This is a genomic window from Aquipuribacter aurantiacus, from assembly GCF_051216895.1.
GTDB lineage: Bacteria > Actinomycetota > Actinomycetes > Actinomycetales > JBBAYJ01 > Aquipuribacter.
Genome location: NZ_JBPKAO010000006.1, coordinates 146,220 through 171,685 on the forward strand (window position 1 = coordinate 146,220; position 25,466 = coordinate 171,685).

Annotated in this window: 23 protein-coding genes; 5 read left to right on the forward strand and 18 right to left on the reverse strand. The window is 74.0% G+C overall.

From position 1 onward, the window contains the following. Window positions 1-13: 13 nt before the first annotated feature. The 5 genes from ACR80Q_RS10395 to ACR80Q_RS10415 form a co-directional block, all read right to left on the reverse strand. Complete coding sequence (locus tag ACR80Q_RS10395; RefSeq protein WP_435377533.1) at window positions 14-862, reverse strand: GNAT family N-acetyltransferase; 849 nt, start codon at window positions 860-862, stop codon at window positions 14-16. Window positions 863-931: 69 nt separating this feature from the next. After that, window positions 932-2,095, reverse strand: a complete 1,164-nt coding sequence (gene ispG, locus ACR80Q_RS10400) for a flavodoxin-dependent (E)-4-hydroxy-3-methylbut-2-enyl-diphosphate synthase (protein ID WP_435377534.1) — start codon at window positions 2,093-2,095, stop codon at window positions 932-934. Between the two features lie 42 nt (window positions 2,096-2,137). Next, entirely contained in the window at window positions 2,138-3,487 is a 1,350-nt protein-coding gene (locus ACR80Q_RS10405; protein WP_435377535.1) for a M50 family metallopeptidase, read from the reverse strand. A gap of 24 nt (window positions 3,488-3,511) precedes the next feature. Next, complete coding sequence (dxr, locus tag ACR80Q_RS10410; protein WP_435377536.1) at window positions 3,512-4,684, reverse strand: 1-deoxy-D-xylulose-5-phosphate reductoisomerase; 1,173 nt, start codon at window positions 4,682-4,684, stop codon at window positions 3,512-3,514. A gap of 51 nt (window positions 4,685-4,735) precedes the next feature. Beyond that, window positions 4,736-6,175, reverse strand: a complete 1,440-nt coding sequence (locus tag ACR80Q_RS10415; protein WP_435377609.1) for an NAD-dependent succinate-semialdehyde dehydrogenase — start codon at window positions 6,173-6,175, stop codon at window positions 4,736-4,738. A gap of 127 nt (window positions 6,176-6,302) precedes the next feature. Here ACR80Q_RS10415 and ACR80Q_RS10420 point away from each other — a divergent pair, with 127 nt between their 5' ends. Then, a complete protein-coding gene (locus tag ACR80Q_RS10420) occupies window positions 6,303-6,698 on the forward strand; it encodes a pyridoxamine 5'-phosphate oxidase family protein (protein ID WP_435377610.1) in 396 nt (131 codons plus the stop codon). A gap of 39 nt (window positions 6,699-6,737) precedes the next feature. On the opposite strand, the gene ACR80Q_RS10425 is transcribed toward ACR80Q_RS10420, so the two are convergent. Together ACR80Q_RS10425 and rlmN are read right to left on the reverse strand one after the other, a co-directional pair. Next, window positions 6,738-7,274, reverse strand: coding sequence for a DivIVA domain-containing protein (locus ACR80Q_RS10425; RefSeq protein WP_435377537.1), 537 nt, complete (start codon window positions 7,272-7,274; stop codon window positions 6,738-6,740). Beyond that, window positions 7,271-8,488, reverse strand: coding sequence for a dual-specificity RNA methyltransferase RlmN (gene rlmN / locus ACR80Q_RS10430; protein WP_435377538.1), 1,218 nt, complete (start codon window positions 8,486-8,488; stop codon window positions 7,271-7,273). The genes ACR80Q_RS10425 and rlmN overlap by 4 nt, the downstream gene beginning before the upstream one ends. 63 nt (window positions 8,489-8,551) lie before the next feature. On the opposite strand from rlmN, the gene ACR80Q_RS10435 reads away from it, so the two are divergent. From ACR80Q_RS10435 to ACR80Q_RS10445, 3 genes are all read left to right on the forward strand, one after another. Beyond that, entirely contained in the window at window positions 8,552-10,942 is a 2,391-nt protein-coding gene (locus tag ACR80Q_RS10435; protein WP_435377539.1) for a phosphoketolase family protein, read from the forward strand. An 89-nt stretch (window positions 10,943-11,031) separates the two neighbouring features. Further along, window positions 11,032-12,147, forward strand: coding sequence for an OmpA family protein (locus ACR80Q_RS10440; RefSeq protein WP_435377540.1), 1,116 nt, complete (start codon window positions 11,032-11,034; stop codon window positions 12,145-12,147). Continuing rightward, window positions 12,144-12,827 (forward strand): hypothetical protein, encoded by a 684-nt coding sequence (locus ACR80Q_RS10445; RefSeq protein ID WP_435377541.1) that lies wholly within the window; start codon window positions 12,144-12,146, stop codon window positions 12,825-12,827. Before ACR80Q_RS10440 ends, ACR80Q_RS10445 begins: the two co-directional genes overlap by 4 nt. Before the next feature lie 10 nt (window positions 12,828-12,837). Here the strand turns inward: ACR80Q_RS10445 and ACR80Q_RS10450 are convergent, their stop codons facing one another. From ACR80Q_RS10450 to rpsB, 5 genes are all read right to left on the reverse strand, one after another. Next, complete coding sequence (locus ACR80Q_RS10450; RefSeq protein ID WP_435377542.1) at window positions 12,838-13,851, reverse strand: phosphatidate cytidylyltransferase; 1,014 nt, start codon at window positions 13,849-13,851, stop codon at window positions 12,838-12,840. Between the two features lie 3 nt (window positions 13,852-13,854). Then, window positions 13,855-14,412, reverse strand: a complete 558-nt coding sequence (gene frr, locus ACR80Q_RS10455; protein WP_435377543.1) for a ribosome recycling factor — start codon at window positions 14,410-14,412, stop codon at window positions 13,855-13,857. Window positions 14,413-14,472: 60 nt separating this feature from the next. Then, on the reverse strand, window positions 14,473-15,231 hold the full coding sequence (gene pyrH, locus ACR80Q_RS10460) for a UMP kinase (protein ID WP_435377611.1): 759 nt from the start codon (window positions 15,229-15,231) through the stop codon (window positions 14,473-14,475). A gap of 7 nt (window positions 15,232-15,238) precedes the next feature. Then, window positions 15,239-16,069 (reverse strand): translation elongation factor Ts, encoded by an 831-nt coding sequence (gene tsf, locus ACR80Q_RS10465; protein WP_435377544.1) that lies wholly within the window; start codon window positions 16,067-16,069, stop codon window positions 15,239-15,241. 153 nt (window positions 16,070-16,222) lie between these two features. After that, a complete protein-coding gene (rpsB, locus tag ACR80Q_RS10470) occupies window positions 16,223-17,212 on the reverse strand; it encodes a 30S ribosomal protein S2 (protein ID WP_435377545.1) in 990 nt (329 codons plus the stop codon). A 338-nt stretch (window positions 17,213-17,550) separates the two neighbouring features. Here rpsB and ACR80Q_RS10475 point away from each other — a divergent pair, with 338 nt between their 5' ends. Next, complete coding sequence (locus tag ACR80Q_RS10475; RefSeq protein WP_435377546.1) at window positions 17,551-18,150, forward strand: murein hydrolase activator EnvC family protein; 600 nt, start codon at window positions 17,551-17,553, stop codon at window positions 18,148-18,150. Here the strand turns inward: ACR80Q_RS10475 and ACR80Q_RS10480 are convergent. The 6 genes from ACR80Q_RS10480 to ACR80Q_RS10505 form a co-directional block, all read right to left on the reverse strand. Beyond that, a complete protein-coding gene (locus tag ACR80Q_RS10480) occupies window positions 18,137-19,771 on the reverse strand; it encodes a choice-of-anchor I family protein (RefSeq protein WP_435377547.1) in 1,635 nt (544 codons plus the stop codon). The genes ACR80Q_RS10475 and ACR80Q_RS10480 overlap by 14 nt on opposite strands. A 106-nt stretch (window positions 19,772-19,877) precedes the next feature. Continuing rightward, entirely contained in the window at window positions 19,878-20,693 is an 816-nt protein-coding gene (whiG, locus tag ACR80Q_RS10485) for an RNA polymerase sigma factor WhiG (protein WP_435377548.1), read from the reverse strand. A 330-nt stretch (window positions 20,694-21,023) separates the two neighbouring features. Beyond that, window positions 21,024-21,965, reverse strand: coding sequence for a tyrosine recombinase XerC (locus tag ACR80Q_RS10490; RefSeq protein ID WP_435377549.1), 942 nt, complete (start codon window positions 21,963-21,965; stop codon window positions 21,024-21,026). 4 nt (window positions 21,966-21,969) lie between these two features. Continuing rightward, a complete protein-coding gene (dprA, locus tag ACR80Q_RS10495) occupies window positions 21,970-23,283 on the reverse strand; it encodes a DNA-processing protein DprA (RefSeq protein ID WP_435377550.1) in 1,314 nt (437 codons plus the stop codon). After that, window positions 23,280-24,860 carry a YifB family Mg chelatase-like AAA ATPase gene (locus ACR80Q_RS10500; RefSeq protein ID WP_435377551.1) on the reverse strand — a complete coding sequence of 527 codons (1,581 nt, stop codon included), beginning with the start codon at window positions 24,858-24,860 and terminating at the stop codon, window positions 23,280-23,282. The genes dprA and ACR80Q_RS10500 overlap by 4 nt, the downstream gene beginning before the upstream one ends. Beyond that, on the reverse strand, window positions 24,860-25,255 hold the full coding sequence (locus ACR80Q_RS10505; protein WP_435377552.1) for a YraN family protein: 396 nt from the start codon (window positions 25,253-25,255) through the stop codon (window positions 24,860-24,862). Before ACR80Q_RS10505 ends, ACR80Q_RS10500 begins: the two co-directional genes overlap by 1 nt. Window positions 25,256-25,466: the final 211 nt, after the last annotated feature.

Consider the following 25,466-nt stretch of genomic DNA (forward strand, 5'->3'; position numbering starts at 1 on the left):
CCGCCCGCCCGCCCTACAGCAGGACCGTGGCGAAGCAGCCGTGGTGGTAGAACCCGACGCGCTCGTAGACCGCCACGGCGCGGGTGTTGAAGTCGTTGACGTACAGGGACGCGCGCGCGCCCAGGTCACGGCCCACGGCGTGGACGACCGCGGCCACGGCGGGGGCGGCGAGGCCCTGGCCCCGGCGCCCCGGGGCGACCCAGACGCCCTGGATCTGCGCGACCCCACCGGTCACGGCGCCCAGCTCGGCCTTGAAGACCACCTCGGGCCGTCCGTCGGGACCCGCGTCGATCCGGACGAACGACCGGCCCAGGCCCACCATCTCGGCCACGCCGGCGCGGTAGCCGGCGCCCCCGTCCAGCCCCATCGGGGAGTAGCCGATCTCCTCGGTGAACATGGCGACGGACGCGGGGAACAGGGTGTCCAGCTCGGTCGGACGGGTGCGGCGCACGTACGGGTCGGGCTCGACCACCGGCTCGTCGCAGACCATCAGCGGCTGGTTGGGTCGGATCTCGCGGGCCGGGCCCCAGGTCCCCTCCAGGCCGGCCCAGAGCCGGAGCACGTCCTCGCGGGGGCCGAACAGCGACGAGCTGCGCCGGTTGACCCGGCGGGCGCGCGCGGCGAAGGCGTCCGCCGCGTCGCCGGAGGTCTCGACGGGGACCATGTTGGCGCCAACCCACAGCAAGGAGCGGAGCCCACCACCGTCCTCGTAGCCCCAGACTTCGGCGTGCCCGGCCTCGCCGAGCAGCCCGCCGACCAGCCGCGCGGACACGAAGGCGTGGGCCACCGGGTCCAGGGCGCAGACGTCGACGGCCTCCTCGAGGTCCCGCGCCCCCAGGACGCGGACCGACGGGCGAACCACGAGCACATCCTCACCCATCGCGACGCCGCGGACACAACGCGCGCCGGTCCGGGCGCCCGCTGCCTGCCGTCAGGAGACGCTGACCACCGCGGCGCCCGACGGGGCGGCCTCGGGGTCGACGCCCATCTCCTCGGCGATGCGCATCGCCTCCTCGATGAGCGTCTCCACGATCTGCGCCTCCGGCACGGTCTTGACCACCTCGCCCTTGACGAAGATCTGCCCCTTGCCGTTGCCCGAGGCGACGCCGAGGTCGGCCTCCCGGGCCTCGCCCGGGCCGTTGACGACGCAGCCCATGACGGCCACGCGCAGCGGGACGGTCAGGCCCTCCAGACCGGCGGTGACCTGCTCGGCCAGGGTGTAGACGTCGACCTGGGCGCGACCGCACGACGGGCAGGACACGATCTCGAGCTTGCGGGGGCGCAGGTTGAGCGACTGCAGGATCTGGTTGCCGACCTTGACCTCCTCCACCGGCGGCGCGGACAGCGAGACGCGGATGGTGTCGCCGATGCCCTTGCTGAGCAGCGCGCCGAACGCGGTGGCGGACTTGATGGTGCCCTGGAAGGCCGGCCCGGCCTCGGTGACGCCGAGGTGCAGGGGCCAGTCGCCGCGCTCGGACAACAGCTCGTAGGCGCGGACCATGACCACGGGGTCGTTGTGCTTGACGCTGATCTTGAAGTCGTGGAAGTCGTGCTCCTCGAACAGCGACGCCTCCCAGACGGCCGACTCGACGAGGGCCTCCGGGGTGGCCTTGCCGTACTTCTTCATCAGCCGCGGGTCAAGCGAGCCCGCGTTGACGCCGATCCGGATCGAGACGCCCGCGTCCTTGGCCGCCTGGGCGATCTGCTTGACCTGGTCGTCGAACTTGCGGATGTTGCCCGGGTTGACCCGGACGGCCGCGCAGCCGGCGTCGATCGCGGCGTAGACGTACTTGGGCTGGAAGTGGATGTCGGCGATCACGGGGATCTGCGACTTCCTGGCGATGATCGGCAGGGCCTCGGCGTCGTCCTGGGACGGGCACGCCACCCGGACGATGTCGCAGCCGCTGGCGGTGAGCTCGGCGATCTGCTGCAGCGTGGCGTTGATGTCGGTGGTCGGTGTCGTGGTCATCGACTGCACGCTCACCGGGGCGTCGCCGCCGACCAGGACGTCGCCGACCTTGATCTGCCGCGTCTTGCGACGGGGGGCGAGGACGGGGGGCGGGGCTTCCGGCATTCCGAGGCTGACAGCGGTCACCGGACCAGTATCGCGCGCCTGCGCAACCCGGCCGACCCGGGCTCAGCCGGTCAGCCGGACCGGGTTGACCAGGTCGGCGTAGATCAGCACGACCGACAGCCCGAGCAGCAGGATCGCCACGCCGTAGGCCACCGGGAGCGCCTTGGCCACGTCGACCGGCCCGGGGTCGGGCAGGGAGCGCAGCCGCGCCCAGGTCTTCTTGACGCCCTCCAGCAGCGCCCCCGCGACGTGCCCGCCGTCCAGCGGCAGCAGCGGGATCAGGTTGAAGACGAACAGCGCGACGTTCAGCCCGGCGAGGATCGCGAGGATCTGGGCGACCCGCTCCTCCAGCCCGATCAGGCCCTCCGGGTCCTGGTAGGAGGCGACCTCGCCCGCCAGGCGCCCGACGCCGACCACGCTCACCGGTCCCTCGGGGTCGCGCTCCCCCGCGCCGAACGCCGCGTCGGCCACGCCGACCATGTACTGGGGCAGCCGGACGAGGACCGTGGCGGTCCCGACGACGGCGTCCCCGACCATCCCCGGCACGACCGTGACCGGCTGCGGCACCAGGTCCTGCGTCGGCCCGACCCCGAGGAACCCGCCCTCGGTGGTCTGGTAGCCGCCGTCGGCGTCCAGGACCGGCTCGCCGGCCGCGTCGAGGGCGATGATCGACGTCTCGCTGGGCGTCGCGGTGAGCGACAGCTCCCGGTCCCCGCGCTGGACGAGGAACACCGTGGACTCGCCGCCGCTGGCACGGATCTGCTCACGCACGTCCGGCCAGGTCGGGGTCGCGACCCCGTCGACGCTCAGCACGACGTCACCGGGCAGGATGCCGGCGGCCGCGGCCGGCGCGGCGGGGTCGTCCGCGGAGCACTCGGTGTCGACCGGCGCGTCCAGGGGCAGGATGCACTGCGAGACGCTGCCGACGGTGGTGGTGGCCTGCGGCGCCCCGAAGCCGACCGCCACCACCGCGAGCAGCACGGTGGCCAGGACCAGGTTCATCACCGGGCCGCCCAGCATGACGACGAGCTTCTGCCACACCTTGAGGTTGTAGAACGTCCGGTTCTCGTCGCCGGGGCGCAGCTCCTCCAGCGACTCCTCGCGGGCGGACTCGACCAGCGAGGCGATCGGGTTGCTGGACCCGGCGGCGACCATGCCGTCGGGGGTGTCGCGCCGGGGCGGGAACATGCCGATCATCCGGATGTAGCCGCCGAGCGGGATGGCCTTGACGCCGTACTCGGTCTCGCCCCGTACCCGCGACCACACCGTCGGCCCGAACCCGACCATGTACTGCGTCACCCGGACGCCGAAGCGCTTGGCCGGCACCATGTGCCCGACCTCGTGCAGGGCGATGGACACGGCCACCCCGACCACGACGGCGAGCACGCCCAGCGTGTAGTACAGCCCGGTCATGCGGTCCTCCGTCCCGGGGCCCGCCTACCGACGGGCCAGAGCCACCAGTGTCGCAGCCGCGCGTTCTCGCGCCCACGCGTCCGCGGCCATCACGTCCTCCACGTCCCGAGGGGCCGTGAGCCCCTCGGCGTGGGCCTCGTCGAGGACATCGGCCACCGTGTCGACGATCTGGAGGAACCGGAGGTTCCCGTCGAGGAACGCGGCCACGCAGACCTCGTTCGCCGCGTTGAGCACCGCGGGCATCACGCCGCCCGCCTCACCGGCGCGCCGGGCCAGGCCCAGGGCGGGGAACGTGGCCTCGTCGACGGGCTCGAACGTCCAGGTCGCGGCCTCGGTCCAGTCGATCCCGGGGGCCGCGTCGGCCACCCGGTGGGGCCAGCCCAGCGCGAGCGCGATGGGCAGCCGCATGTCCGGCGGGCTGCACTGGGCCAGCGTGGAGCCGTCGGTGAACTCGACCATGGAGTGGACGACCGACTGGGGGTGGACCACGACGTCGATGCGGTCGAAGCCGATCCCGAACAGCAGGTGGGCCTCGATGACCTCCAGGCCCTTGTTGACCAGCGTCGCGGAGTTGGTCGTGACCAGCGGCCCCATCGACCAGGTCGGGTGGTCGAGCGCCTGCTCGGGCCCGACGTCGGCGAGGGAGGCCCGGTCCCGGCCCCGGAACGGCCCGCCCGAGGCGGTCAGGACCAGGCGGCGCACCTCCTCGGCCCGACCGCCCCGCAGGCACTGCGCCAGCGCGGAGTGCTCGGAGTCGACGGGGACGACCCGGTCCGGGCGGGCGAGGGCGGTGACGAGCGGGCCACCGATGATCAGGGACTCCTTGTTGGCCAGCGCCAGCACGTGACCGGCCCGCAGGGCCGCGATGGTCGGGCGCAGGCCCACCGCCCCGGCGAGGCCGTTGAGGACGACGTCGGTGTCGGCGCAGGCCAGCTCCGTGGCGGCGTCGGGCCCGGCCAGGACCTCGACCTGGCGCCCGGTCGCCCGCAGGGCCCCGCGGACCTGCTCGGCGACCTCGGTGTCGGCCACCGCGACCAGGGGCACGTCGTGGTCGACCACCTGCCGCACGAGCAGCCCCGGGTCCCCGCCGCGGACCGCCAGCCCGGACACCGACAGGTCGTCGGGGTTGCGCCCGATGACGTCGAGGGCCTGGGTGCCGATGGAGCCGGTCGAGCCGAGCAGGGTGACGCGTCGCATGGCGCCGAGTGTCCCAGGGCGGAGCGGGGCGGGGGCGACGGGGCGCGCGACCTACAGACCGATCCCCACGTACTTGGTGTCCAGGTACTCCTCGATGCCCTCGGCGCCGCCCTCGCGGCCGGACCCGCTCGCCTTGACCCCGCCGAACGGCGCGGCCGCGTTCGACACCACGCCCCGGTTGAGGGCCACCATGCCCGTGGCCAGCTGCTCGGCCGTGCGCAGCGCCCGGGACAGCTGCTGGGTGAAGACGTAGGACACCAGCCCGTACTCGGTCGCGTTGGCCAACGACACCGCCTCCGCGTCGTCCTCGAAGGTCATCACGGGGGCCACCGGGCCGAAGATCTCCTCGTGGCGCAGCCGGGCGCCCGCGTGCACGCCCGTGAGCACGGTCGGGGCGTAGAACGCGCCCGGACCCTCGAGGTGGTCACCGCCGGTGAGGACCGTCGCACCGCCCTCGACCGCGTCGGCGACCAGCGCGTGCACCCCGTCGCGGGCCTGGCGGGTGATGAGCGGCCCGACCTCGACGCCCGGCTCCGTGCCCCGGCCCACCGGCATGGCCTGCAGCCGGTCGGCCAGGCGGCGGGCGAACTCCTCGGCGACCGAGGAGTGCACGAGGAAGCGGTTGGCCGACGTGCACGCCTCGCCGGTGTTGCGCATCTTGGCCAGCACCGCCCCGTCGACGGCCGCGTCCAGGTCGGCGTCCGCGAACACCAGGAACGGTGCGTTGCCGCCCAGCTCCGTCGACACCCGCTGCAGGTTGTCGGCCGCCTGCGCGACCAGGCGCTTGCCCACCGCCGTCGAGCCGGTGAACGTGACCTTGCGCAGCCGCGCGTCGGCGAGCAGGGGCTCGACCAGCGCGCCGGCCCGCGACGTCGGGAGCACGGCCAGCACCCCGTCGGGCAGACCCGCCTCGCGCAGCAGCTCGGCGAGGGCCAGCGCCGTCAGCGGGGTCTGGGCCGCGGGCTTGAGGACCATGGTGCAGCCCGCCGCGAGGGCAGGGGCGATCTTGCGGGTGGCCATGGCCAGCGGGAAGTTCCACGGCGTGATGGCCAGGCAGGGGCCGACGGGCTGCTTCATGGTCAGCAGGCGGCTCCCGCCGTCCGGTGCCGTCGACCAGCGGCCGTAGGTGCGCACGGCCTCCTCGGCGAACCAGCGCAGGAACTCCGCCCCGTAGGTGACCTCGGCCCGCGACTCCGCCAGCGGCTTGCCCATCTCCAGGGTGATGAGCAGCGCCAGGTCCTCGGCCCGGGAGGTGGTCAGCTCGAAGGCCCGCCGGAGCACCTCGCTGCGCTCGCGCGGGGGCGTCGCCGCCCAGCCCGCCTGGGCGTCCAGGACGGCGTCGAGGGCGTCCAGGGCGTCGGCCGGTGAGGCGTCGGCGACCTCGGTCAGCGTGTCGCCGGTCGACGGGTCGTCCACGGCCAGCACCGCGCCGCCGTCGGCGTCGCGCCACCGCCCGCCCACCAGCAGGCCGGTGGGCACCGCCGCCACCACCTCCCGCTCGCGGGCGGCGTCCGCGCGCGTCGCGCCGACAGGGGCCGGGCCGGCGGCGGGACCGGCGGTCGAGGTGGTCACGCCCGGACGCTAGCGCGAGCGGACGTGCGAGGCTACGGGGGTGGCGATGGACCCCCGGGCGCTGCCCGCCGAGGCCGTGGAGTTCCTCACCGAGCGCCACCTGGCCACCCTGTCGGGGCTGCGGCCCGACGGCAGCATCCACACCGTGCCGGTCGGCTTCACCTGGGACGACGGGTCCGGGCTGGCGCGGGTCATCACCAGCGCCGGCACCCAGAAGGCCGCGAACGTCGCCCGTGGCTCGCGGGTGACGCTGTGCCAGGTCGAGTCCTGGCGCTGGCTCACGCTGGAGGGCACGGGCCGGGTCCTGGACGACCCGGCGGCGGTGGCCGACGCCGTCGCGCGCTACACCGCGCGGTACCGGCCGCCGCGCCTCAACCCCCGCCGGGTGGTGCTCGAGGTCACCGTCGACCGCGTGCTCGGGCTGGTGCGACGGCCGGGCTGACCCGTCCGCACCTCGTCCGGCGGACCCGCGACCGGCGCCTCAGGCGGAGCCGCGCCGCCTCATCACGTCGACCACGCGGTCGAGGTAGGCGTCCACGGGCGCCTCCCGGTACCCGCGCGAGCCGCGACCGGCCCGGAACACCGAGGTCCGCACCTCGTCGACGCTCAGCGGGCGCCCCAGGACCAGGTGCTCCCGGACGCGACGGCACAGGTCGTCGACGTCGCGGATGCGGTAGCCCAGCCCCAGGAACCGGCCGCGGGGGAAGCGGGCCCCGTCGACCCGGTCCAGCCGGGCCAGGACGGCGTCCTCCGCCTCACGCCAGCTCGCCGGCCCGGCGCGCTCCTCCCGCGACACGAAGGCGTCCTCGATCCGGTCCAGGGCGCTGTCCACCGCGGGCACCCGGTAGCCGTTGCGGCGCATGTCGAAGCCGACGGTCCGGACGTGCCACGACGTGATGCCACCGGGGGGACCGCCGGCGTCCCAGACCTGCTTGGCCCGGTCGAGGAAGTCCTCGACCTGGCGCCGGTCGTAGCCCTTGCGCAGCCGTCCGGTGCGGTGGAACAGCTCGGCGCTCACGCCTCGCCACCACCTGACGACCCGACCGGGGGCGGGACCGACGGCTGGTCCGAGGGCAGCACGACGGGCCGCTCCTGGCCCTGCCGGGGCTGGACCAGGTCCTGCGCGGCCAGCTGCCCGCAGGCCCCGTCGATGTCGCGGCCCCGGGTGTCGCGCACGGTGGTCGGGATGCCGGCGTCACGCAGGGTGCGGACGAACTCGTGCTCGACGCGCGGGTCGGACGCGGTCCAGATCGACCCGGGCGTCGGGTTGAGCGGGATCGGGTTGACGTGGACCCAGCCCTTGCCGCGGCGGTTGAGCTCCTGAGCGAGCAGCCGGGCGCGCCAGGCCTGGTCGTTCATGTCCCGGATCAGGGCGTACTCGATGCTGACCCGGCGTCCCGTGGCCTCGAAGTACGCGCGGGCGGCGTCGAGCAGTGCCTTGACGTTGTGGCGGGTGTTGATCGGCACGAGGCTGTCGCGCAGCTCGTCGTCGGGCGTGTGCAGGCTCACCGCCAGGGTCACCGGCAACCGCTCGTCGATCAGCTTCTCGATGGCGGTGACCAGGCCGACCGTGGACACGGTGATGTTGCGGGCGGAGATGCCGAGGCCGTCCGGCGTCGGGTCCGTCATCCGGTGCAGCGCGCCCACGACGGCGTTGTAGTTGGCCAGCGGCTCGCCCATGCCCATGAACACGACGTTGGTGACCCGCCCGCCGGCGGCGCGACTGGCTCGGACGACCTGGTCGACGATCTCGGCCGTGGACAGGTTGCGGGTCAGGCCCTGCTGGCCGGTGGCGCAGAACGGGCAGGCCATGCCGCAGCCGGCCTGGCTGGACAGGCACAGCGTGGTCCGGTCGGAGTAGCGCATCAGCACGCTCTCCACCAGCGAGCCGTCGAACAGCCGCCACAGGTTCTTGACGGTGTTGCCGTGGTCACCCTCCAGCGTGCGGACCGGCTCGAGCAGCTGCGGCAGCACCGAGGCGACGACCGCGTCGCGCTCCGCCGCCGGCAGGTCGGTCATGTCGGCGGCGTCGGCGGTGAACCGGGCGAAGTAGTGCCGCGACAGCTGGGCGGCCCGGAACCGGGGCAGGCCCGCCGCGGTCACGGCCTCGACGCGCTGCGCGACCGTGAGGTCGGCGAGGTGCTGCGGCGGCTTGCCGCGGCGCGGCGGGGCGAGGACGAGCGGCAGGGGCACGGCCTCAGTGTGCCAACGATCGAGCCGATACAGGAACATCGCGGGTACCACCCGGGCAAGAGGTCCCTTGTGCGGCCGGTCGGGGCGCGGTTCGATCGCCCCATGTCTGACGTGACGGACGAACGCACGACGACCGAGACCTACCTCCCCGACGACGAGCTGGCGAGCCTGCAGGCGTGGTGGCGGGCAGCCAACTACCTGTCCGTCGGCCAGATCTACCTGATGGGCAACGCGTTGCTGCGCGAGCCCCTGCGGGCCGAGCACACCAAACCGCGCCTGCTGGGGCACTGGGGCACGACGCCCGGTCTGACCTTCGTGCACGCCCACCTGAACCGGGCGATCCTGGCCCGGGACCTGCAGGTGCTCAACATCACCGGGCCCGGGCACGGTGGTCCCGGCCTGGTCGCCGCGGCCTGGCTGGACGGGACCTACAGCGAGGTCTACCCCGACGTCTCCTACGACGAGGGGGGCATCGGACGGTTGTTCAAGCAGTTCAGCTTCCCGGGCGGCATCCCCAGCCACGTCGCCCCCGAGACGCCGGGCTCCATCCACGAGGGCGGTGAGCTCGGCTACGCGCTGTCCCACGCCTTCGGCGCCGCGTTCGACAACCCCGACCTCGTGGTGGCGGCCGTCGTCGGCGACGGCGAGGCGGAGACCGGCCCGCTGGCCGCCAGCTGGCACTCCACGAAGTTCCTCGACCCGGTGGGTGACGGGGCGGTGCTGCCGATCCTGCACCTGAACGGCTACAAGATCGCCAACCCGACGGTCCTGGCCCGCATCCCCGAGGCCGAGCTGCGTGACCTGCTGTCCGGCTACGGCTGGGAACCGGTGTTCGTCACCGGCGACGACCCGGAGCAGATGCACCACGCCTTCGCCCGCGCCCTGGACGGCTGCCTGGACGACATCGCCCGGATCCAGCAGCAGGCCCGTGAGCAGGGCCGCAGCGAACGGCCCCGCTGGCCGATGATCGTGCTGCGCAGCCCCAAGGGCTGGACCGGGCCGAAGTCCGTGGACGGCAAGCCCGTGGAGGGCAGCTGGCGCAGCCACCAGGTGCCGTTCGCCGACGCCCGCACCGACCAGTCCCACCGCGACGTGCTGGAGGGCTGGATGCGGTCCTACCGGCCGGAGGAGCTGTTCGACGCCGACGGCACCCCCGTGGAGCTCGTCCGCCGGCTCTCCCCCGTGGGCGAGCGTCGGATGAGTGCGCTCCCGCAGGCCAACGGCGGGGTGCTCAGACGCGCCCTGCGGCTGCCGGACTGGCGCGACCACGGCATCGACGTGGGTGCGCCGGGGACCACGTCGGCCGGGGCGACCGGGGTGCTGGGCCGCTACCTGCGGGACGTGATGACGCTGGACGAGCCCCGACGGTCGTTCCGGGTCTTCGCGCCCGACGAGAACAACTCCAACCGGCTGCAGGCGCTGCTGGAGGTGACGGGGCGGGCCTGGCAGGGCGAGACCCTGGACACCGACGTCGGCCTGGCCCCGGACGGCCGGGTGATGGAGATCCTGTCCGAGCACACCTGCCAGGGCTGGCTCGAGGGCTACCTGCTGACCGGGCGGCACGGGTTCTTCAGCTGCTACGAGGCGTTCATCCACATCGTCGACTCGATGGTCAACCAGCACGCCAAGTGGCTCAAGACCACCCGCGGCATCGAGTGGCGCCGACCGGTGTCGAGCCTGAACTACCTGCTGACCAGCCACGTCTGGCGCCAGGACCACAACGGCTTCAGCCACCAGGACCCGGGCTTCATCGACCACGTGGTCAACAAGAGCGCCGACGTGATCCGGGTGTACCTGCCGCCGGACGCCAACACCCTGCTCAGCGTGGCCGACCACTGCCTGCGCAGCGTCGACTACGTCAACGTCATCGTCGCCGGCAAGCAGGAGGCGCCGCAGTACCTGTCGGTGGCGGAGGCCGACGTGCACTGCACCAAGGGCATCGGCATCTGGGACTGGGCCAGCACCGACGACGGCGCGGAGCCGGACGTGGTGATGGCCTGCGCCGGCGACGTGCCCACCATGGAGGCGCTGGCGGCGGTGCAGCTGCTGCGCGGGTTCTTCCCGGACCTGCGGGTGCGCTTCGTCAACGTCGTCGACCTGATGCGGCTGCAGTCGGCGGAGGAGCACCCTCACGGGCTGTCCGACTCCGCGTTCGACAGCCTGTTCACCACCGACAAGCCGGTGCTGTTCAACTACCACGGCTACCCGTGGCTCATCCACCGGCTGACCTACCGCCGCACCAACCACGGCAACATCCACGTGCGGGGCTACGTCGAGGAGGGCACCACGACGACGCCGTTCGACATGTGCGTGATGAACCGCGTCGACCGGTTCCACCTGGCCATCGACGTCATCGACCGGGTGCCGCGGCTGGGCACGACCGGGGCCCACGCCCGCGAGGCGCTGCGGGCCAAGCTCATCGAGCACACCCGGTGGACGCGGACCTACGGCGAGGACCTGCCCGAGATCCGCGACTGGGTCTGGGAGGGCTGAGAGGGCTACCGGGTCCGGGCCGGCGGCCCCACCGCCCCCGCCCGGCTACCCTCTCGCCCGGGACGGTCCACGAGCTCCGGGGGTAGCAGGTGCGGGTCACGACGGTGGTGTGCGCGGCGGCGCTGGTGGCGGCGGTGGCCCCGGGCGCCGCTGCGGCGGGTGTCACGCCGGGCGAGGACGGTGACCTGCGGGAGCCGCAGACCAGCACGGCCGGGGTCGAGGTGTCGACCTACGGGACCTCGTCGGAGCCGTACCGCTGGGAGTCCGGCTCGCCCTCGGTGACCCAGGCGGTGCACGCGGTGCAACGCGTCGGCGACGTCACCGTCGTCTACTGGTCCGTCGGGTACGAGGAGGAGCCGGAGTCGACCGGGGCCTGGAACTGGTTCGGTCACATGCCGTCCTCGACCACCGCCTACGTCGGCGTGGGACCCGGGATGTTCGTGCACCTGGCCGTCCCGGCCGAGGGCCTGCTGCTCTACCCCGTCCCGGACCGGGAGTCACGCGGAGGAAGCCTGCCCGCGTCCTCCGAGATCGACGCCTTCCCGGAGGAGCCGGGGGTCATGGGTGTGCAGTACACGGTGGTCCCGGCGCTGCCCGAGGGGGTCGGGACGGTCGACGTGACGCTCGGTTTCGCCGAGGTCGTCACCGACGTCCCCGTCGGTGACGGTCTGCTCGAGCCCGTCTCGGCCGGTCCGGTCGTGCCGCTCGGCACGGGCTGGCCCGAGGTGCCGGAACGGTTCCTGGCCGAGCCCGAGGTCGTCGAGATGACGCGACGGCCGCTGTCGAGCGTCGTCGAGCAGCTCGACGGGGCCAGCCGGGAGACCACGGTCGAGGAGGAGGTGAACATCGACATCGCGGCCGACGTGCTGTTCGCGCTCGACTCCGCCGACCTGTCCGCCGAGACCACCGCGACCGTCACCGACGTCGCCGCCGACCTGGCGGAGCGGGCCGCGCCCGGCCGGCTGACCATCGTCGGGCACACCGACGACCAGGGGTCGGAGGAGTACAACGACGACCTGTCGCTGCGTCGCGCCCAGGCCGTGGCGGACGTGCTCGTCCCCGCCCTGGACCGCGACGACCTCGAGGTGGTCGTCGAGGGCCGCGGCGAGCAGGAGCCGGTGGCCGAGAACGACTCCGACGAGAACCGGCAGCTCAACCGACGGGTCGCCGTCGGGTTCACCGAGAGCACCGGGAGCGGACGATGAGGGCACCTCGAGGCGTGCGGGCCGCGACCGCCTCTATCGGCCTCGTCGTCCTGGTCAGCGGGTGCACCGCCGCGCCCGAACCGTCGCCCGGCCCGGACGGTGCACCGGTCCCCGCGTCCGCCGGGCCGTCACCGTCGGCCGCTCCGGCCGAGACCATCGGCGACGGGGTCGACCCCGCCGACCTCTCCCGGCAGGTGCTGGACTCCTCGGTCCGGCCCGCCGATGCGCCGACCCTGGCCTCGCAGACGGTGGAGGTCCCGACCGGACTGACCGCAGACGGCACGACACAGGTCACCGTCCAGGTACGAGCCGTCGAGCGCAGGGACCACTCGACCCTGCTCACGCTGGCCGTGTCGGCGGCCGACCCGGGGACCGAGCTGGCCCCCGACGTGTTCGGCGGTGCGCGCAACCTCGAGAAGTTCGACTCCATCGCCCTCGAGGACCCGGCCGCCGGTCGCCGCTACCTGCCGCTGTCGTGGCGCCGCTGGATCTCCGCGCCCGACGACCTGGAGCTGGACGGGCCCACCAACGACTGCGTCTGCCCCGACCGGAAGGCGGTCCTCGGCCCGGAACCGGTGCTCATGGACGTGATGTACGGCCCGCTCCCGGGCGACGTCACCACGGTGTCGGTCACCTCGCCCGACGGGCTGCTGGCGATCACCGACGTCCCCGTGGGCTGAACCGACCCGCTCAGGTCGCGGGGACGAGCACCGCGAGCAGCAGGTAGGCCACCGGCGCGGCGGGCAGCAGCGAGTCCAACCGGTCCATGATGCCGCCGTGGCCCGGCAGCAGGCTGCCCATGTCCTTGATGCCGAGGTCGCGCTTGAGCAGGGACTCCGACAGGTCGCCGACGGTCGCGGTGAGGACGATCGCGAGGCCCAGCGCGGCGCCGGCCCACCAGGGACCGTCCAGGGCCAGGGTCACCCCGGCGACGCCCAGGACGACGGCGAACACCGCGGACCCGGCCAGGCCCTCCCAGGACTTCTTGGGGCTGACCGACGGGGCCAGCGGGTGCTTGCCCCAGACCACGCCGAACGCGTAGCCGCCGATGTCGCTGCCGATCGCCACCATGAGGAACGCCAGCACCCGGTAGGGCCCGTCCGGCTCGGCCAGCATGAGCAGCGAGAACGCGGCGAGGAACGGCACGTAGGCGGCGGTGAAGATGCCCGCGGTGACGTCCCGGACCGGGTTGGGCCCGTCGAGAACCCGCCACAGCAGGACGGCGAACGCGGTCAGCGCGAACGACACGAGCAGCGCCTCGGCCCCGGCCGCGAAGGCCGACACGAGCATGCCGACCGAGCCCACCACGACGGGCAGCACGGGGATGCGGATCCGGCGGGCCCGGAACGCGTTGGCCAGCTCCCACACGGCGAGGACGATCGCGGCGGCCGCCAGGACGACGAACGCCTCCTTGCGGACGAACAGGCAGACCGCCACGAGCGCACCCAGCCCGACGCCCACGGCGATGGCAGCCGGCAGGTTGCGCCCGGCCCGCCGGTCGCGCAGCCGACGGCCGGTGCGAGCCGTCTCCGCCGGGGCGGGGTCGGGGACGACCGCGACCCGGCCGGGCGCCGCGGCCAGCACCGGCGGGAGGCCCCGGGCCGGGACGGCCGCCGGGACCTGGTCGACCGCCGGGACCTGGTCGGGTCCCGGGGCCTGGTCGGTCCCCGGGGCTGACGACGCCCGGTCAGCCGGGCTGGTCATCGTTCAGACCTCCAGCAGCTCGACTTCCTTGCCGCGCAGCAGCTCGTCGATCTCGTCGACGTGCTTGCGCGTGAGGACCTCGAGCTCCTTCTCCGCCCGGTTCCCCTCGTCCTCGCCGACCTCGCCGTCCTTGACGAGCCGGTCCAGCTCCTCCTTGGCCTTGCGGCGGATGTTGCGCACCGAGATACGCGCGTCCTCGGCCTTTCCGCGGGCGAGCTTGATGTAGTCCTTGCGGCGCTCCTCGGTGAGCTGCGGCAGGTTGAGCCGGATGACGTTGCCGTCGTTGTTCGGGTTGACGCCGAGGTCGCTGTCGCGCAGCGCCCGCTCGATGGCCGGCATCGAGCTCTTGTCGTACGGCGCCACGATGACGGTGCGGGCCTCGGGGATCTGGAAGGAGGCCAGCTGCTGCAGGGGCGTGAACGCGCCGTAGTACTCGACCATGACCTTGTTGAACATGCCCGGGTTGGCCCGGCCGGTGCGGATGCCCGCGAAGTCGTCCTTGACGACCTCGATGGCCTTGGCCATCTTCTCCTCGGCCTCGAAGAGTGCCTCGTCGATCACGTCGTCTCCTCCGTCTGCAGCGGCTGTGGCAGTCGCCTGTGCTTCCTCGTCCGTGACCGGTCAGCCGGTGACGAGCGTGCCGATCCTCTCACCGACCAGCGCGCGGGTGACGTCTCCCTCGCCCTCCATGCCGAACACGACCATGGGGAGCCGGTTGTCCATGAGCAGGCTGAACGCGGTGGCGTCGACGACCTTGAGGCCCTTGCGCAGGGCGTCGTCGTAGGTGAGGCGGTCGAGCTTGGTGGCGGTCGGGTCCTTGTGGGGGTCGGCGGTGTAGACGCCGTCCACACCGTTCTTGCCCATGAGGACCACGTCGGCCTTGACCTCCAGCGCCCGCTGCGCGGCGACGGTGTCGGTTGAGAAGTAGGGCAGCCCGGCGCCGGCGCCGAAGATGACGACGCGGCCCTTCTCCAGGTGCCGGATGGCCTTGCGCGGGATGTACGGCTCGGCGACCTGACCCATGGTGATGGCGGTCTGCACCCGGGTGTCGCGCCCGGCCTGCTCCAGGAAGTCCTGCAGAGCCAGGCAGTTCATGACCGTGCCGAGCATGCCCATGTAGTCGGCCCGGGCCCGCTCCATGCCCCGCTGGGACAGCTCGGCGCCGCGGAAGAAGTTCCCCCCGCCGACGACGATGGCGATCTGCACGCCGAGGTCGGCCGCGGCCGCGATCTCCCGGGCGGCCCGCGAGACCACGTCCGGGTCGACGCCCACGCTGCCGCCGCCGAACGCCTCGCCGGACAGCTTCAGCAGCACCCGACGCCCTCGGGGGTCCGAGGGCGTCGGGCGTGCTGCGGAGGACGTCTCGAGCTCCTCCGTCACCACGTGATCAGCTGCCGACGCGGAAACGGGCGAAGGCGGTCGCGACCAGCCCGGCCTCGTCGAGGACCTTGGCGATGGTCTTCTTGTTGTCCTTGCTGAAGGCCTGCTCCAGGAGGACGTTCTCCTTGAGGTAGCCCTTGACGCGCCCCTCGACGATCTTGGGCAGCGCCTGCTCCGGCTTGTTCTCGTTCACGGCCGTCTCGTGGGCGATGCGACGCTCGGCCTCGAGGGTCTCCGCCGGCACCTCGTCGGCGGTGAGCACGCTGGGCGACATGGCCGCGATGTGCAGGGCCACGTCGCGGGCGGTGCCGGTGTCGTCGCCGTCGACCGCGAGCAGCACGCCGATCTGCGGGGGCAGGTCGGGGCTGGTGCGGTGCAGGTAGGACGTCACGTGGCCGCCGGTGAGGCGGGCGACCCGACGGACCTCGATCTTCTCGCCGAGGGTGGCGTTGCCCTCGTCCAGCAGCTGCTGGACGGTGGTCCCGTCACCGGTGTCGGCGGCGCGGAGGGCGTCGGCGTCGGCCGCAGCCGAGGTCACGGCGACCTGGAGGACCTTCTCGGCCAGCTCCTTGAACTTCTCGCCCTTGGCGACGAAGTCGGTCTCGCAGTTGACCTCGACGAGAACACCGGTGCCACCGTCGACGTGCGCGGCGACGAGGCCGTTGCTGGCGCTGCGGCCCTCGCGCTTGGTGATGCCCTTCAGACCCTTGACGCGCAGGATCTCGACGGCCTTCCCGGTGTCGCCCTCGGCCTCGTCGAGGGCCTTCTTGACGTCCATCATCCCGGCGCCGGTGCGCTCGCGCAGGGCCTTGATGTCAGCAGCTGTGTAGCTGGGCACGGACAACTCCTCCGAATGGGGTGAGGGCCTCGTGGGCCCTGGTCTTTCGTGCGGTGTGCTGGTGCTGTGCGAGGTCCTGCGGGCCGACGGCTCGGTACCCGCCGGCGTGCTCCCCGCCGGGCCGGCTGGCGGCCCGGCGGGGTGCGGTGTCGATCAGGCGCTGGGCTTGGCCTCGGCCGGAGCCTCGGTCGCCTCGGCAGCGGGAGCCTCCGTCGCGGGAGCCTCCGTCGCCTCGGCAGCGGGAGCCTCAGCAGCGGGAGCCTCGGTCGCCTCGGCGGCGGGAGCCTCGGCGGCGGCCGGGGCCTCGGTGCTGGTCGCGTCGGCCGCAGGGGCCTCGGTCGCGGCAGCGGCGGGAGCCTCGGTCGTGGCGGCCGGGGTGGCCTCGCTCGTGGCCAGGAGCTCGCGCTCCCACTCGGCCAGGGGCTCCTCGGCGGTGGTGGCGGCGTCGCCACCGGACCGCGCGACGAGACCCTCGGCGACGGCGTCGGCGATCACACGGGTCAGCAGGGCGACGGAGCGGATCGCGTCGTCGTTGCCCGGGATCTTGTAGTCGACCTCGTCGGGGTCGCAGTTGGTGTCCAGGATGGCGATCACCGGGATGCCGAGCTTCTTGGCCTCGCTGACGGCCAGGTGCTCCTTCTTGGTGTCGACGATCCAGACGGCGCTGGGCACCTTGGTCATGTCGCGCAGACCACCGAGGGTCTTCTCGAGCTTGTCGCGCTCGCGCCGCAGGACCAGGAGCTCCTTCTTCGTCATGCCGGAGCCGGCGACGTCGTCGAAGTCCACGGACTCCAGCTCGCGCATGCGCTGGACGCGCTTGCTGACGGTCTGGAAGTTGGTCAGCATGCCGCCGAGCCAGCGCTGGTTGACCCAGGGCATGCCCACGCGGGCGGCCTGCAGGGCCACGGGCTCCTGCGCCTGCTTCTTGGTGCCGACGAACATGATGCTGCCGCCGTGCGCGACCGTCTGCTTGACGTAGTCGTAGGCGACGTTGATGAACTCCAGCGACTGCTGGAGGTCGATGATGTAGATGCCGTTGCGCTCGGTGAAGATGAAGCGCTTCATCTTGGGGTTCCAACGACGGGTCTGGTGCCCGAAGTGGACGCCGCTCTCGAGGAGCTGGCGCATGGTGACGACTGCCATGCCGACACGATCCTTCCGGCGCCCCGGGGGCGCCCTGTCCGGTTCTGCAGCGACACCGGTCGGTGCCGCTTCCTGGCGCCCTGGTCGGTCCTCCCCGCGCCACCGTGGACGGCGTAGCGGGACCGGGGACCTCCCCCGCCTGGGCGGATGAGGGCGCGCGAATTGGCTGGGCGGACCCAGCTCGGGGCTCATCGTACGGCCAGCGGCACGACGCTCCAAACCACCTGTGGCGGCGGACGGGGCGCGCGCCGTGTCCACAGGCCCGGTCCGACCCTCACCGTCCACAGCCTCGCGGCCGGGCTGCTGCGCCTCCTCCGCCCGCACGGTTGGCTGCTCCGGTGGCTGCAGCGGTGACGGGATGGGCGACGGCGGCGGTGCTCGTCGTGGGCGGCACCGCCGTCGCAACCGCTGCAGCCACCCCGGCCTGGGCACCCCCCGCTCCCCCGGTCGCCGCCACCGCGCCGGGACCGGCGACCGCCGCGGCGCCCGACCTGCGCCGGCCCGGCCCGGGCCACGACGAGCGCGTACCGCCGCTGCCGGGCGAGCCGGCCCGCCAGTTCGAGCCCCCACCTCACGAGTACGGCCCCGGTCACCGCGGGATCGACCTGCCTGCGGCGCCGGGGAGCGTGGTCGTCTCGCCCGCGCACGGGGTCGTGACGTTCGCGGGACCCGTGGCGGGCCGAGGGGTGGTCGTGCTCGAGCACGTCGGGGGCACGCTGACGTCCCTGGAACCGGTGGAGACGTTGCTGCCGGTCGGCGCGTCGGTGGGCGTCGGCGGTCCGGTGGCCCGAGTGCAGGACGCCCCGCGCCACCCGGGATGCCCCGTGGTGGACGGGTGCCTGCACTGGGGGGTGCGCGTGGGCGGCCGCTACGTCGACCCGTGGTGGTGGCTCGGTCGGGCGGGGCCGGTCCGGCTGCTGCCGCTCAGCGTCGGGTGACCTCGAACAAGGTGGTGGTGCCCGACACCTCGTTGCCCACGACCAGCAGCGGGACACCGGTCGGCGAGTCCGAGGCGGGCACGAAGACCAGACCCTCGATGCCGGAGTCGGACCCGTTCTCCTCCAGGTCGCCGGAGAAGTCCCGGAGGTTGACGTAGTCCACGAAGGTGACGCGCGTGGGGACGGTGATGTCGTAGATCATCACGCCGCCGATCCGCTCGAGCCCGATGAACGCATAGGTCCGTCCGTCGACCCGGCCCACCTCGATGCCCTCCGGTTCCGGGCCCTTGTTGTCGCTGCGGTTGTCGAAGCTGTCGTTCTCGCTGTTGTTCGCGTTGAAGTCATCGGGGAACCGCTCGGCCGTGATGCGCTCGAAGTCGTCCCCGGAGTCGAAGACCATCGTCCCGTCGGCGTCCAGGATCGAGAACGACCTCGCCCCGAAGGCGTGGATCTCGGTGAACCGCCCCTCGTCGTCGGTCGGGGCGGTCGTGGTCGCCGTGAGCCGGCCGAGGGCCGCGTCGGCCTGCAGCGCCGCCACGGCTTCCTCGCCCCCGAACGCGTCCGGGCTGAGCTCGAGGTCCTTGACCCGCTCCTCCTCCGCGTAGCCGTCGTACTCCCGGGCGTCGCCCTCGTTGGCCATGACCACGAAGGTGCGCCCCCGCGCGGTGTACGTGTCGATGGCGTCGGGCATGTACATGCCCAGCACGGGCCACTGGCTGATGTTGATCCCGCCGTCGCGGTCGCTGGCGTCCAGACCGTTGCCGGGCAGGCTGTGGTCCTTCAGGCCCAGGGGGAGGATGTCGACGACCTCGGCGGTGCGGAGGTCGATCACCCCGAGGGCGTTCGCCTCCTGCAGCGACACCCACGCGGTGCGGGACCGCACGTCGACGGCGATGTACTCCGGCTCGAGGTCCTCGCTCACGCTCGCCCCCGGCCCGAAGATGCGGACCCCCTCGGTTCGCAGCTCCTCCAGCCGGTCGTCGAAGGCGTTGAAGTCCGCCGTGCGCACGTCGGCCTGCGACGGCACGCCGCCACTGACGTCGATGACGCTCACGCTGCCCTCCGGGTCGACCTGCCCCGGGAGGTAGCCCGCGGGCTCGCCCTCGTTGGCCACCAGCAGCGCCCGGCCGTTGGGTGTGAAGGTGATCGCGTCGGGCAGCGCCCCCACCTCGACCTGACCCAGCCGCTCGAGGCTCGCGGAGTCGAAGAACGAGACCGTTCCCGGCTGCTGGGCGTCGTCGGCCTGCTCCGCCACCGCCAGCAGACCGTCCGCGACGGCGATCCCGTTGGCCCCGGGGGTGTCGAGGGCGGCCACCCGGACCGGCTCCTCCGGGTCGGACACGTCCAGGACGTCGACGGTGCCGGTGGCGTTGGTCACGAACACCCGGTCGGTGTCGCGGTCGAAGACGGGGATCTCGGCGGCGCTGGCGTCGAACTCGCCTGAGCTGAACGTCCCCAGCGGCTGCAGTCCCAGCGCGGGTGCGGGTTGTCCGGCCACGGCCGGTGGTCCCATGACGACGCCGGCGAGGACCAGGGAGGCGAGGGCGGCGGTACCGACGACGACGGGGTGGAGGTCCCCGCGGACGTGACGGGAAGGCCGAGCAGCGGCAGCAGGAGGCATGTCCGCGAACCTGCCCTGCCGGGGTTACGGCGACGCGACGTGCAGGTGAACGGAAGCGGGCCAGGTCGTCGGACCGCGCCGCCCCGAGCAGCGGTCGCCGCGGGTCCTACCCGTCCCCGGCCGCACTGAGCTTGGCGCGCAGCTGCATCACGGCCTTGGTGTGCATCTGGCAGATGCGCGACTCGGTGACCCCGAGCACGCGGCCGATCTCGGCCAGGGTGAGGCCCTCGTAGTAGTACAGCGTGACCACGATCTTCTCCCGCTCGGGCAGGAGGTTGATCGCCCGGGACAGCAGGAACTTGGTCTCCTGCGTCTCGAAGGCCTGCACGGGGTCCTCGGCGCGGTTGTCCTTGAGCGTGTCGCCCAGGGTGAGCGAGTCCCCGCGCTCGCTGCCCGCGTGCATCAGCTCGTCGAGCGCCACGACGTTCGCGTACGACACCTTGGAGAAGATCTGGTGGAGGTCGCCGATGGAGATGCCCAGCCGGTCGGCCACCTCCTGCTCCGTGGGGCTGCGGTGCAGCTCGGACTCCAGCGCCGCGTAGGTGCGCTCCACCTCGCGGGACTTGCTGCGCACCGACCGAGGGATCCAGTCGATGGAGCGCAGCTCGTCGATGATGGCGCCCCGGATGCGGGAGATCGCGTACGTCTCGAACTTGATGGCGCGCTCGAGGTCGTACTTGTCGATCGCGTCGATCAGGCCGAACACCCCGTAGGACACCAGGTCCGCGTGCTCGACGTTGGGGGGCAGGCCCACCCCGACGCGACCGGCGACGTACTTCACCAGGGGGGAGTAGTGGACGATCAGGCGGTCCCGGACGGCCCGGTCACCGGTGTCCTTGTACTCCCGCCACATGGCCACGACCCGGGCCTCGGCCTCCTCGGCCGGGGTCGGGGCGGCCTCCTCCACGTCGGACAGGTCCACGACGTGAGAGTCGGCTCCGCCGTTGACCCCGCCGGCGGATGCGGTCCCGCCGTTGGAGCTGCCGACCGCACCGGCCCCGTCGGCCCCGTCGCCGACCGTGCCGTGAGCGCCTGCCCCGTCCGTGCCGTCCGTGCCGTCCGTGCCGTCCGTGCTGTCCGTGTCCGTGCTGTCCCCCGTGTCCGTGCTCGCCTCGTCAGGGCTCGCCGTCTGCGTCGTCACACCCGCGTTCGCTGCCTCCGCGGTGCCCCCTGCGTCCCCGCCGCCGGCTGCATGGGCGGAGCGCCCACCCGGCATGGCCGTCGTCCCCGCCATCGGTGCCCCTCCCGGTCCTCATGCGCGCGGGTGCGCCTGGTGGTAGGCAGCGAGCAGGCGAGCCTGCGACACGTGGGTGTAGATCTCGGTCGTCGTGAGCGTAGCGTGACCGAGCAGCTCCTGTACCAATCTCAGGTCGGCTCCCCCGTCGAGCACGTGGGTGGCTGCGGTGTGGCGGAGCGCGTGGGGGTGCACGTCCGCCAGTCCGGCCGCCCTGGCCGCGCGGGCCACGGCATCCCTCGCCTGGCGCTGGTCGAGCCGCCCACCGCGACGGCCGAGGAACACCGCGGGGGGCGACGTGGCCGTGGCCAGGGCCGGGCGCCCTTCCTCCAGCCATCGGTCCAGCGCGCGAAGGGCCGGCACGCCGAGCGGCACGACACGCTCCTTGTCCCCCTTCCCGGTCACCCGGACGGCCCGGCGTTCCCGGTCGACGGCGCCGAGGTCCAGGCCGACCGACTCCCCCACCCGGGCTCCGGTGGCGTAGAGGAGCTCGACCAGGGCGTGGTCCCGCAGACCCACCGGCCCGCTGTCCGCCGCCGCGCGGGCGGACTCGCACAACCGCTGCGCCTCGGCCTGGTCCAGGACCCGGGGCAGGTGCCGCGGCCGCCGCGGCGACACGAGACGACCGGCGGGGTCGGTGACCAGGACGTCGTGGCGGACGGCCCACGAGGTGAACGTCCTCGCCGCCGCCGCACGACGGGCGGTCGTCGCCCGTGACCAGCCGGACTGCTGACCGGCCCCCAACCACGACCTCACGTGCGCCGTCGTCAGTCCCGACACCTGGGCCTCGCCGAGGACCAGCGCGTGCAGCAGCAGCGCCGACACGTCGGCGCGGTAGGCGCGGACCGTGGCGGGTGAGCGGCCGCGCTCCCACCGCAGCCAGTCGACGAACCGTCCGAGCACGGCCAGGGAGGCGTCGGGCAGCACCGGGAAGGGCTCCGGTGCGCTCGGCTCGGCCACGACCTCATGGGACCACGCCCGCAGCCGCGCCCCCCGTGTCGCCACGCCGCCAGCCCTGCTCGCTGCGGACGGCCGCCCCGGCCAGCTCGAGCACGGCGAGACCGCGGGCGACGGCGCGGTGCCCCAGCCCGACGGCGACGACCAGCTCCTCCACGTCACGGGGGCCGCGCGCCCTCAGGCCTCGCCACACCCGGGACGCCTCGGGGCCGAGCGACTCCACCAGTCGGGACGGGTCGACCCCCCGCACCCGGTTCCCGACCCCGTCGGGTCCGGCCCGCGGCGTGCCGGCAGCCCCGCGCGTCCCCGGCTCCCACAGCTCCCCCGCCTCCCCCGGCTCCCCCGGCTCCCCCGGCTCCTGACCAGGACCGAGCGGGGAACCGAACAGCCCCATCCGGCCCAGCAGCTCCACGACGTCATCGGCTCCGGTGACGCACGCCGCGCCGTCCCGCAGCAGCCGGTTGGTGCCCACGGACATCACCGACGTGACGGGGCCCGGGACCGCCGCCACGTGGCGGGACAGGTCGCCGGCCGTGCGCGCCGTGTTGAGCGCGCCCGAGCGGTGCGACGCCTCGACGACGACCACCCCCAGCCCCCAGGCGGCGATGAGCCGGTTGCGCAGCAGGAACCGGTAGGGCGCGGGACGGGTGCCCGGGGGCACCTCCGACACGACGGCACCGCCGCAGTCCACCGTCCGGCGCAGGAGCTGCTCGTGCCCGGCCGGGGAGGCCTTCTCCGCGCCCCCGGCCAGCACGGCCACCGTCGGGGCCCGGGCCTCGTCCCCCAGGGCGAGCGCGCCACGGTGGGCTGCGGCGTCGATGCCGTAGGCGGCGCCCGAGACGACGGTCCAGCCGCGCGTCACCAGTCCCGCGGCCAGGTCCTCCGCGACGTGCTGGCCGTAGGCGCTGCAGGCCCGCGACCCGACGACGGCCGCGACGGGCGGTGCGCCGGCGGCCGCCGGGAGGGTCCCCCGCACCCACAGGCAGACCGGTGCCCCGCCGTCCGCCCCGTCACGGACGGGGAGCTGCCGCAGGTCGCCCAGGCCCTCCGGCCAGCACCGGTCCTCGGGCACCACGAGCCCGACGCCCAGGCGCGCGGCCCGGGCGACGAAGGCCGTCGTCGGCTCGTCCAGCCGGGCATGACGCGCCTGCCACACCTCCGGGCCCCGACCGGCCCGCAACCGGTCGAGCAGCCCGCGCCGTCGCTCGGGCTCGTCGTCGGCCGGCAGCGCGCGGTCCCCCGGCTCCGCCACCCGGGACAGGTGGGCGCGCACCAGCCGGTCGTCGTCGCAGCCGTCGCCCGGGTCCTGGGCCGGGTTCACGACGCGGCCGCCAGGGTCCGGAACGCCACGGCCTCGGCGATCTCGTCCGGGCCCGGGGAGCCACGGCCCGCCAGGTCGGCCAGCGTCCACGCGACCCGGAGCGCGCGGTCGAACCCGCGGGCGGTGAGCGTGCCCCGGTCCACCCCGTCCACCAGCGGCGCGAGCACCCGGGCCGCGGGGCGGTGCGGCCTGGAGCGCAGCAACGACCCGGGCACCTGGGCGTTGGTCGGCGCGGCGGCACCCCAGCGTCGCCCGGCGGCGCCCCGTGCCGCGACCACCCGCGCGGCCACCACCGCGGTGGGCTCCCCCAGCTCGGCCTGCGCCCAGCGCGCCGCGGTGACCGCCGGGACGTCGACCTGCAGGTCCACCCGGTCCAGCAACGGTCCCGACAGCCGGGCCAGGTAGCTGCGGCGGGCCATCGGCGTGCAGGAGCACGCGGCCCCCCGCGACCCCGCCGACGCCTTGCCGCAGGGGCACGGGTTGGCCGCGAGGACGAGCTGGAAGCGGGCCGGGAGCCTCGCGACCCCCCGGGAGCGGTGCACCTCGACCACGCCCTGCTCCAGCGGCTGGCGCAGGGCGTCCAGGACACCGCGTCTGAACTCCGGGCACTCGTCCAGGAACAGGACCCCCGCGTGGGCCCGGGACGCGGCTCCCGGACGCGGCAGCCCCGTGCCGCCCCCGACGACGGCGCTGACGCTGGCGGTGTGGTGGGGGCTCTCGAACGGCGGCCGTCGGATGAGCTGGGGCACCGCCAGCGTGCCGGCCAGGGAGTGGACGGCCGTGGCCGTCAGGGCGTCCTCGTCCCCCAGGTCCGGGAGCAGGCCCGGCAGGCGCGCGGCCAGCATGGTCTTGCCCGCCCCGGGTGGTCCGAGCATGAGCAGGTGGTGGGGGCCGGCGGCCACCACCTCGACCGCACGACGACCCATCGGCTGGCCCACGACGTCCGACAGGTCGCCCACCGCCGGTGGTGGCGCACCCCGGGGTACCGCCGCGGCCGTCGAGGCGCCGGTGTCACCGCCGCCGCCCGTCCCGCCCCCGGCACCGTCGCCTCCGGGGACGGGCCACGGCTCCCCCCGGTGCAGGGCCACCGCCTCGGCGAGGCAGCGGACGCCGTGCACCCGCAGCCCCGGCACCAGACGCGCCTCCTCCGCGTTGGCCGCCGGGACCACGACCTGCCGCACACCGGCCCGTCGGAGCCCGAGGACAGCGGGCAGGACACCCGGCACGGCCCGGACCGCCCCGTCGAGACCGAGCTCACCGACGTGGCCGACCCCGGCCACCGAGCCCGGCACCTGCCCGACGGCCGCCAGCACGCTGATGGCCACGCCCAGGTCGAACGCGGTGCCGGACTTGGACAGCCCGGCCGGCGACAGGTTGACGGTGACCCGCGCCTGCGGGGGTGCCTGCCGACTGGCGACCAGGGCCGAGCGCACCCGGTCGCGGGCCTCGAGGACGCCGGCGTCCGGCAACCCCACGACCACCCAGCACACCAGGCCGGGCGCCACGTGCGCCTCGACCTCCACAACGTGGCCGTCCAGACCCACCAGCGCCGCGCACAGCGTGCGACCCAGCCCCATCAGCCGACACCACGGACGTGCGTCACCTGGCACGGACCGGAGCGCTGGAGCTGCACGGCGACCACGTCGACGCGCGCCCCGCCCGCGTGGCGGACCCTGGCCCGGGGGTCCTGCGCGGCCCACCACACCCCGAACAACCGCCGCAGGCGGCGGAGCTTGACCGGCGTCACCGACTCCAGGGCCGTGCCGCAGGCCTCACCACGGCGGGTGCGCACCTCGACCACGACCAGGACGCCGTCGGGGTCGACGGCGACCAGGTCCAGCTCTCCCGGGCAGTCCCGGTCGGCGCTGCGCCAGTTGCGGTCCAGCACCAGCCAACCCTCCTCGACCAGCCGGTCGTGGACCAGCTGCTCGCCGTACACACCCACGGCCGCCTTCGCCCCTGCTGTCGCCATGACCCGACGGTGACCCCGGGGCACGGGACCGCATCAGGACCGCGGGGCCGGCTGTGGACGAGAGGGGCCCCACCGCGCTGTGGACACAGCACCGAGGACCGGCGGCGAGGACCGGCAGGAAGACCCGCGGCGAGAGCCCGGTGCGGTGGCCGACCTCCGACCGGCCCCGGGCCCGGGAGGTCGGCCGCCGACGTCCGGGGTGGCGCCCGCC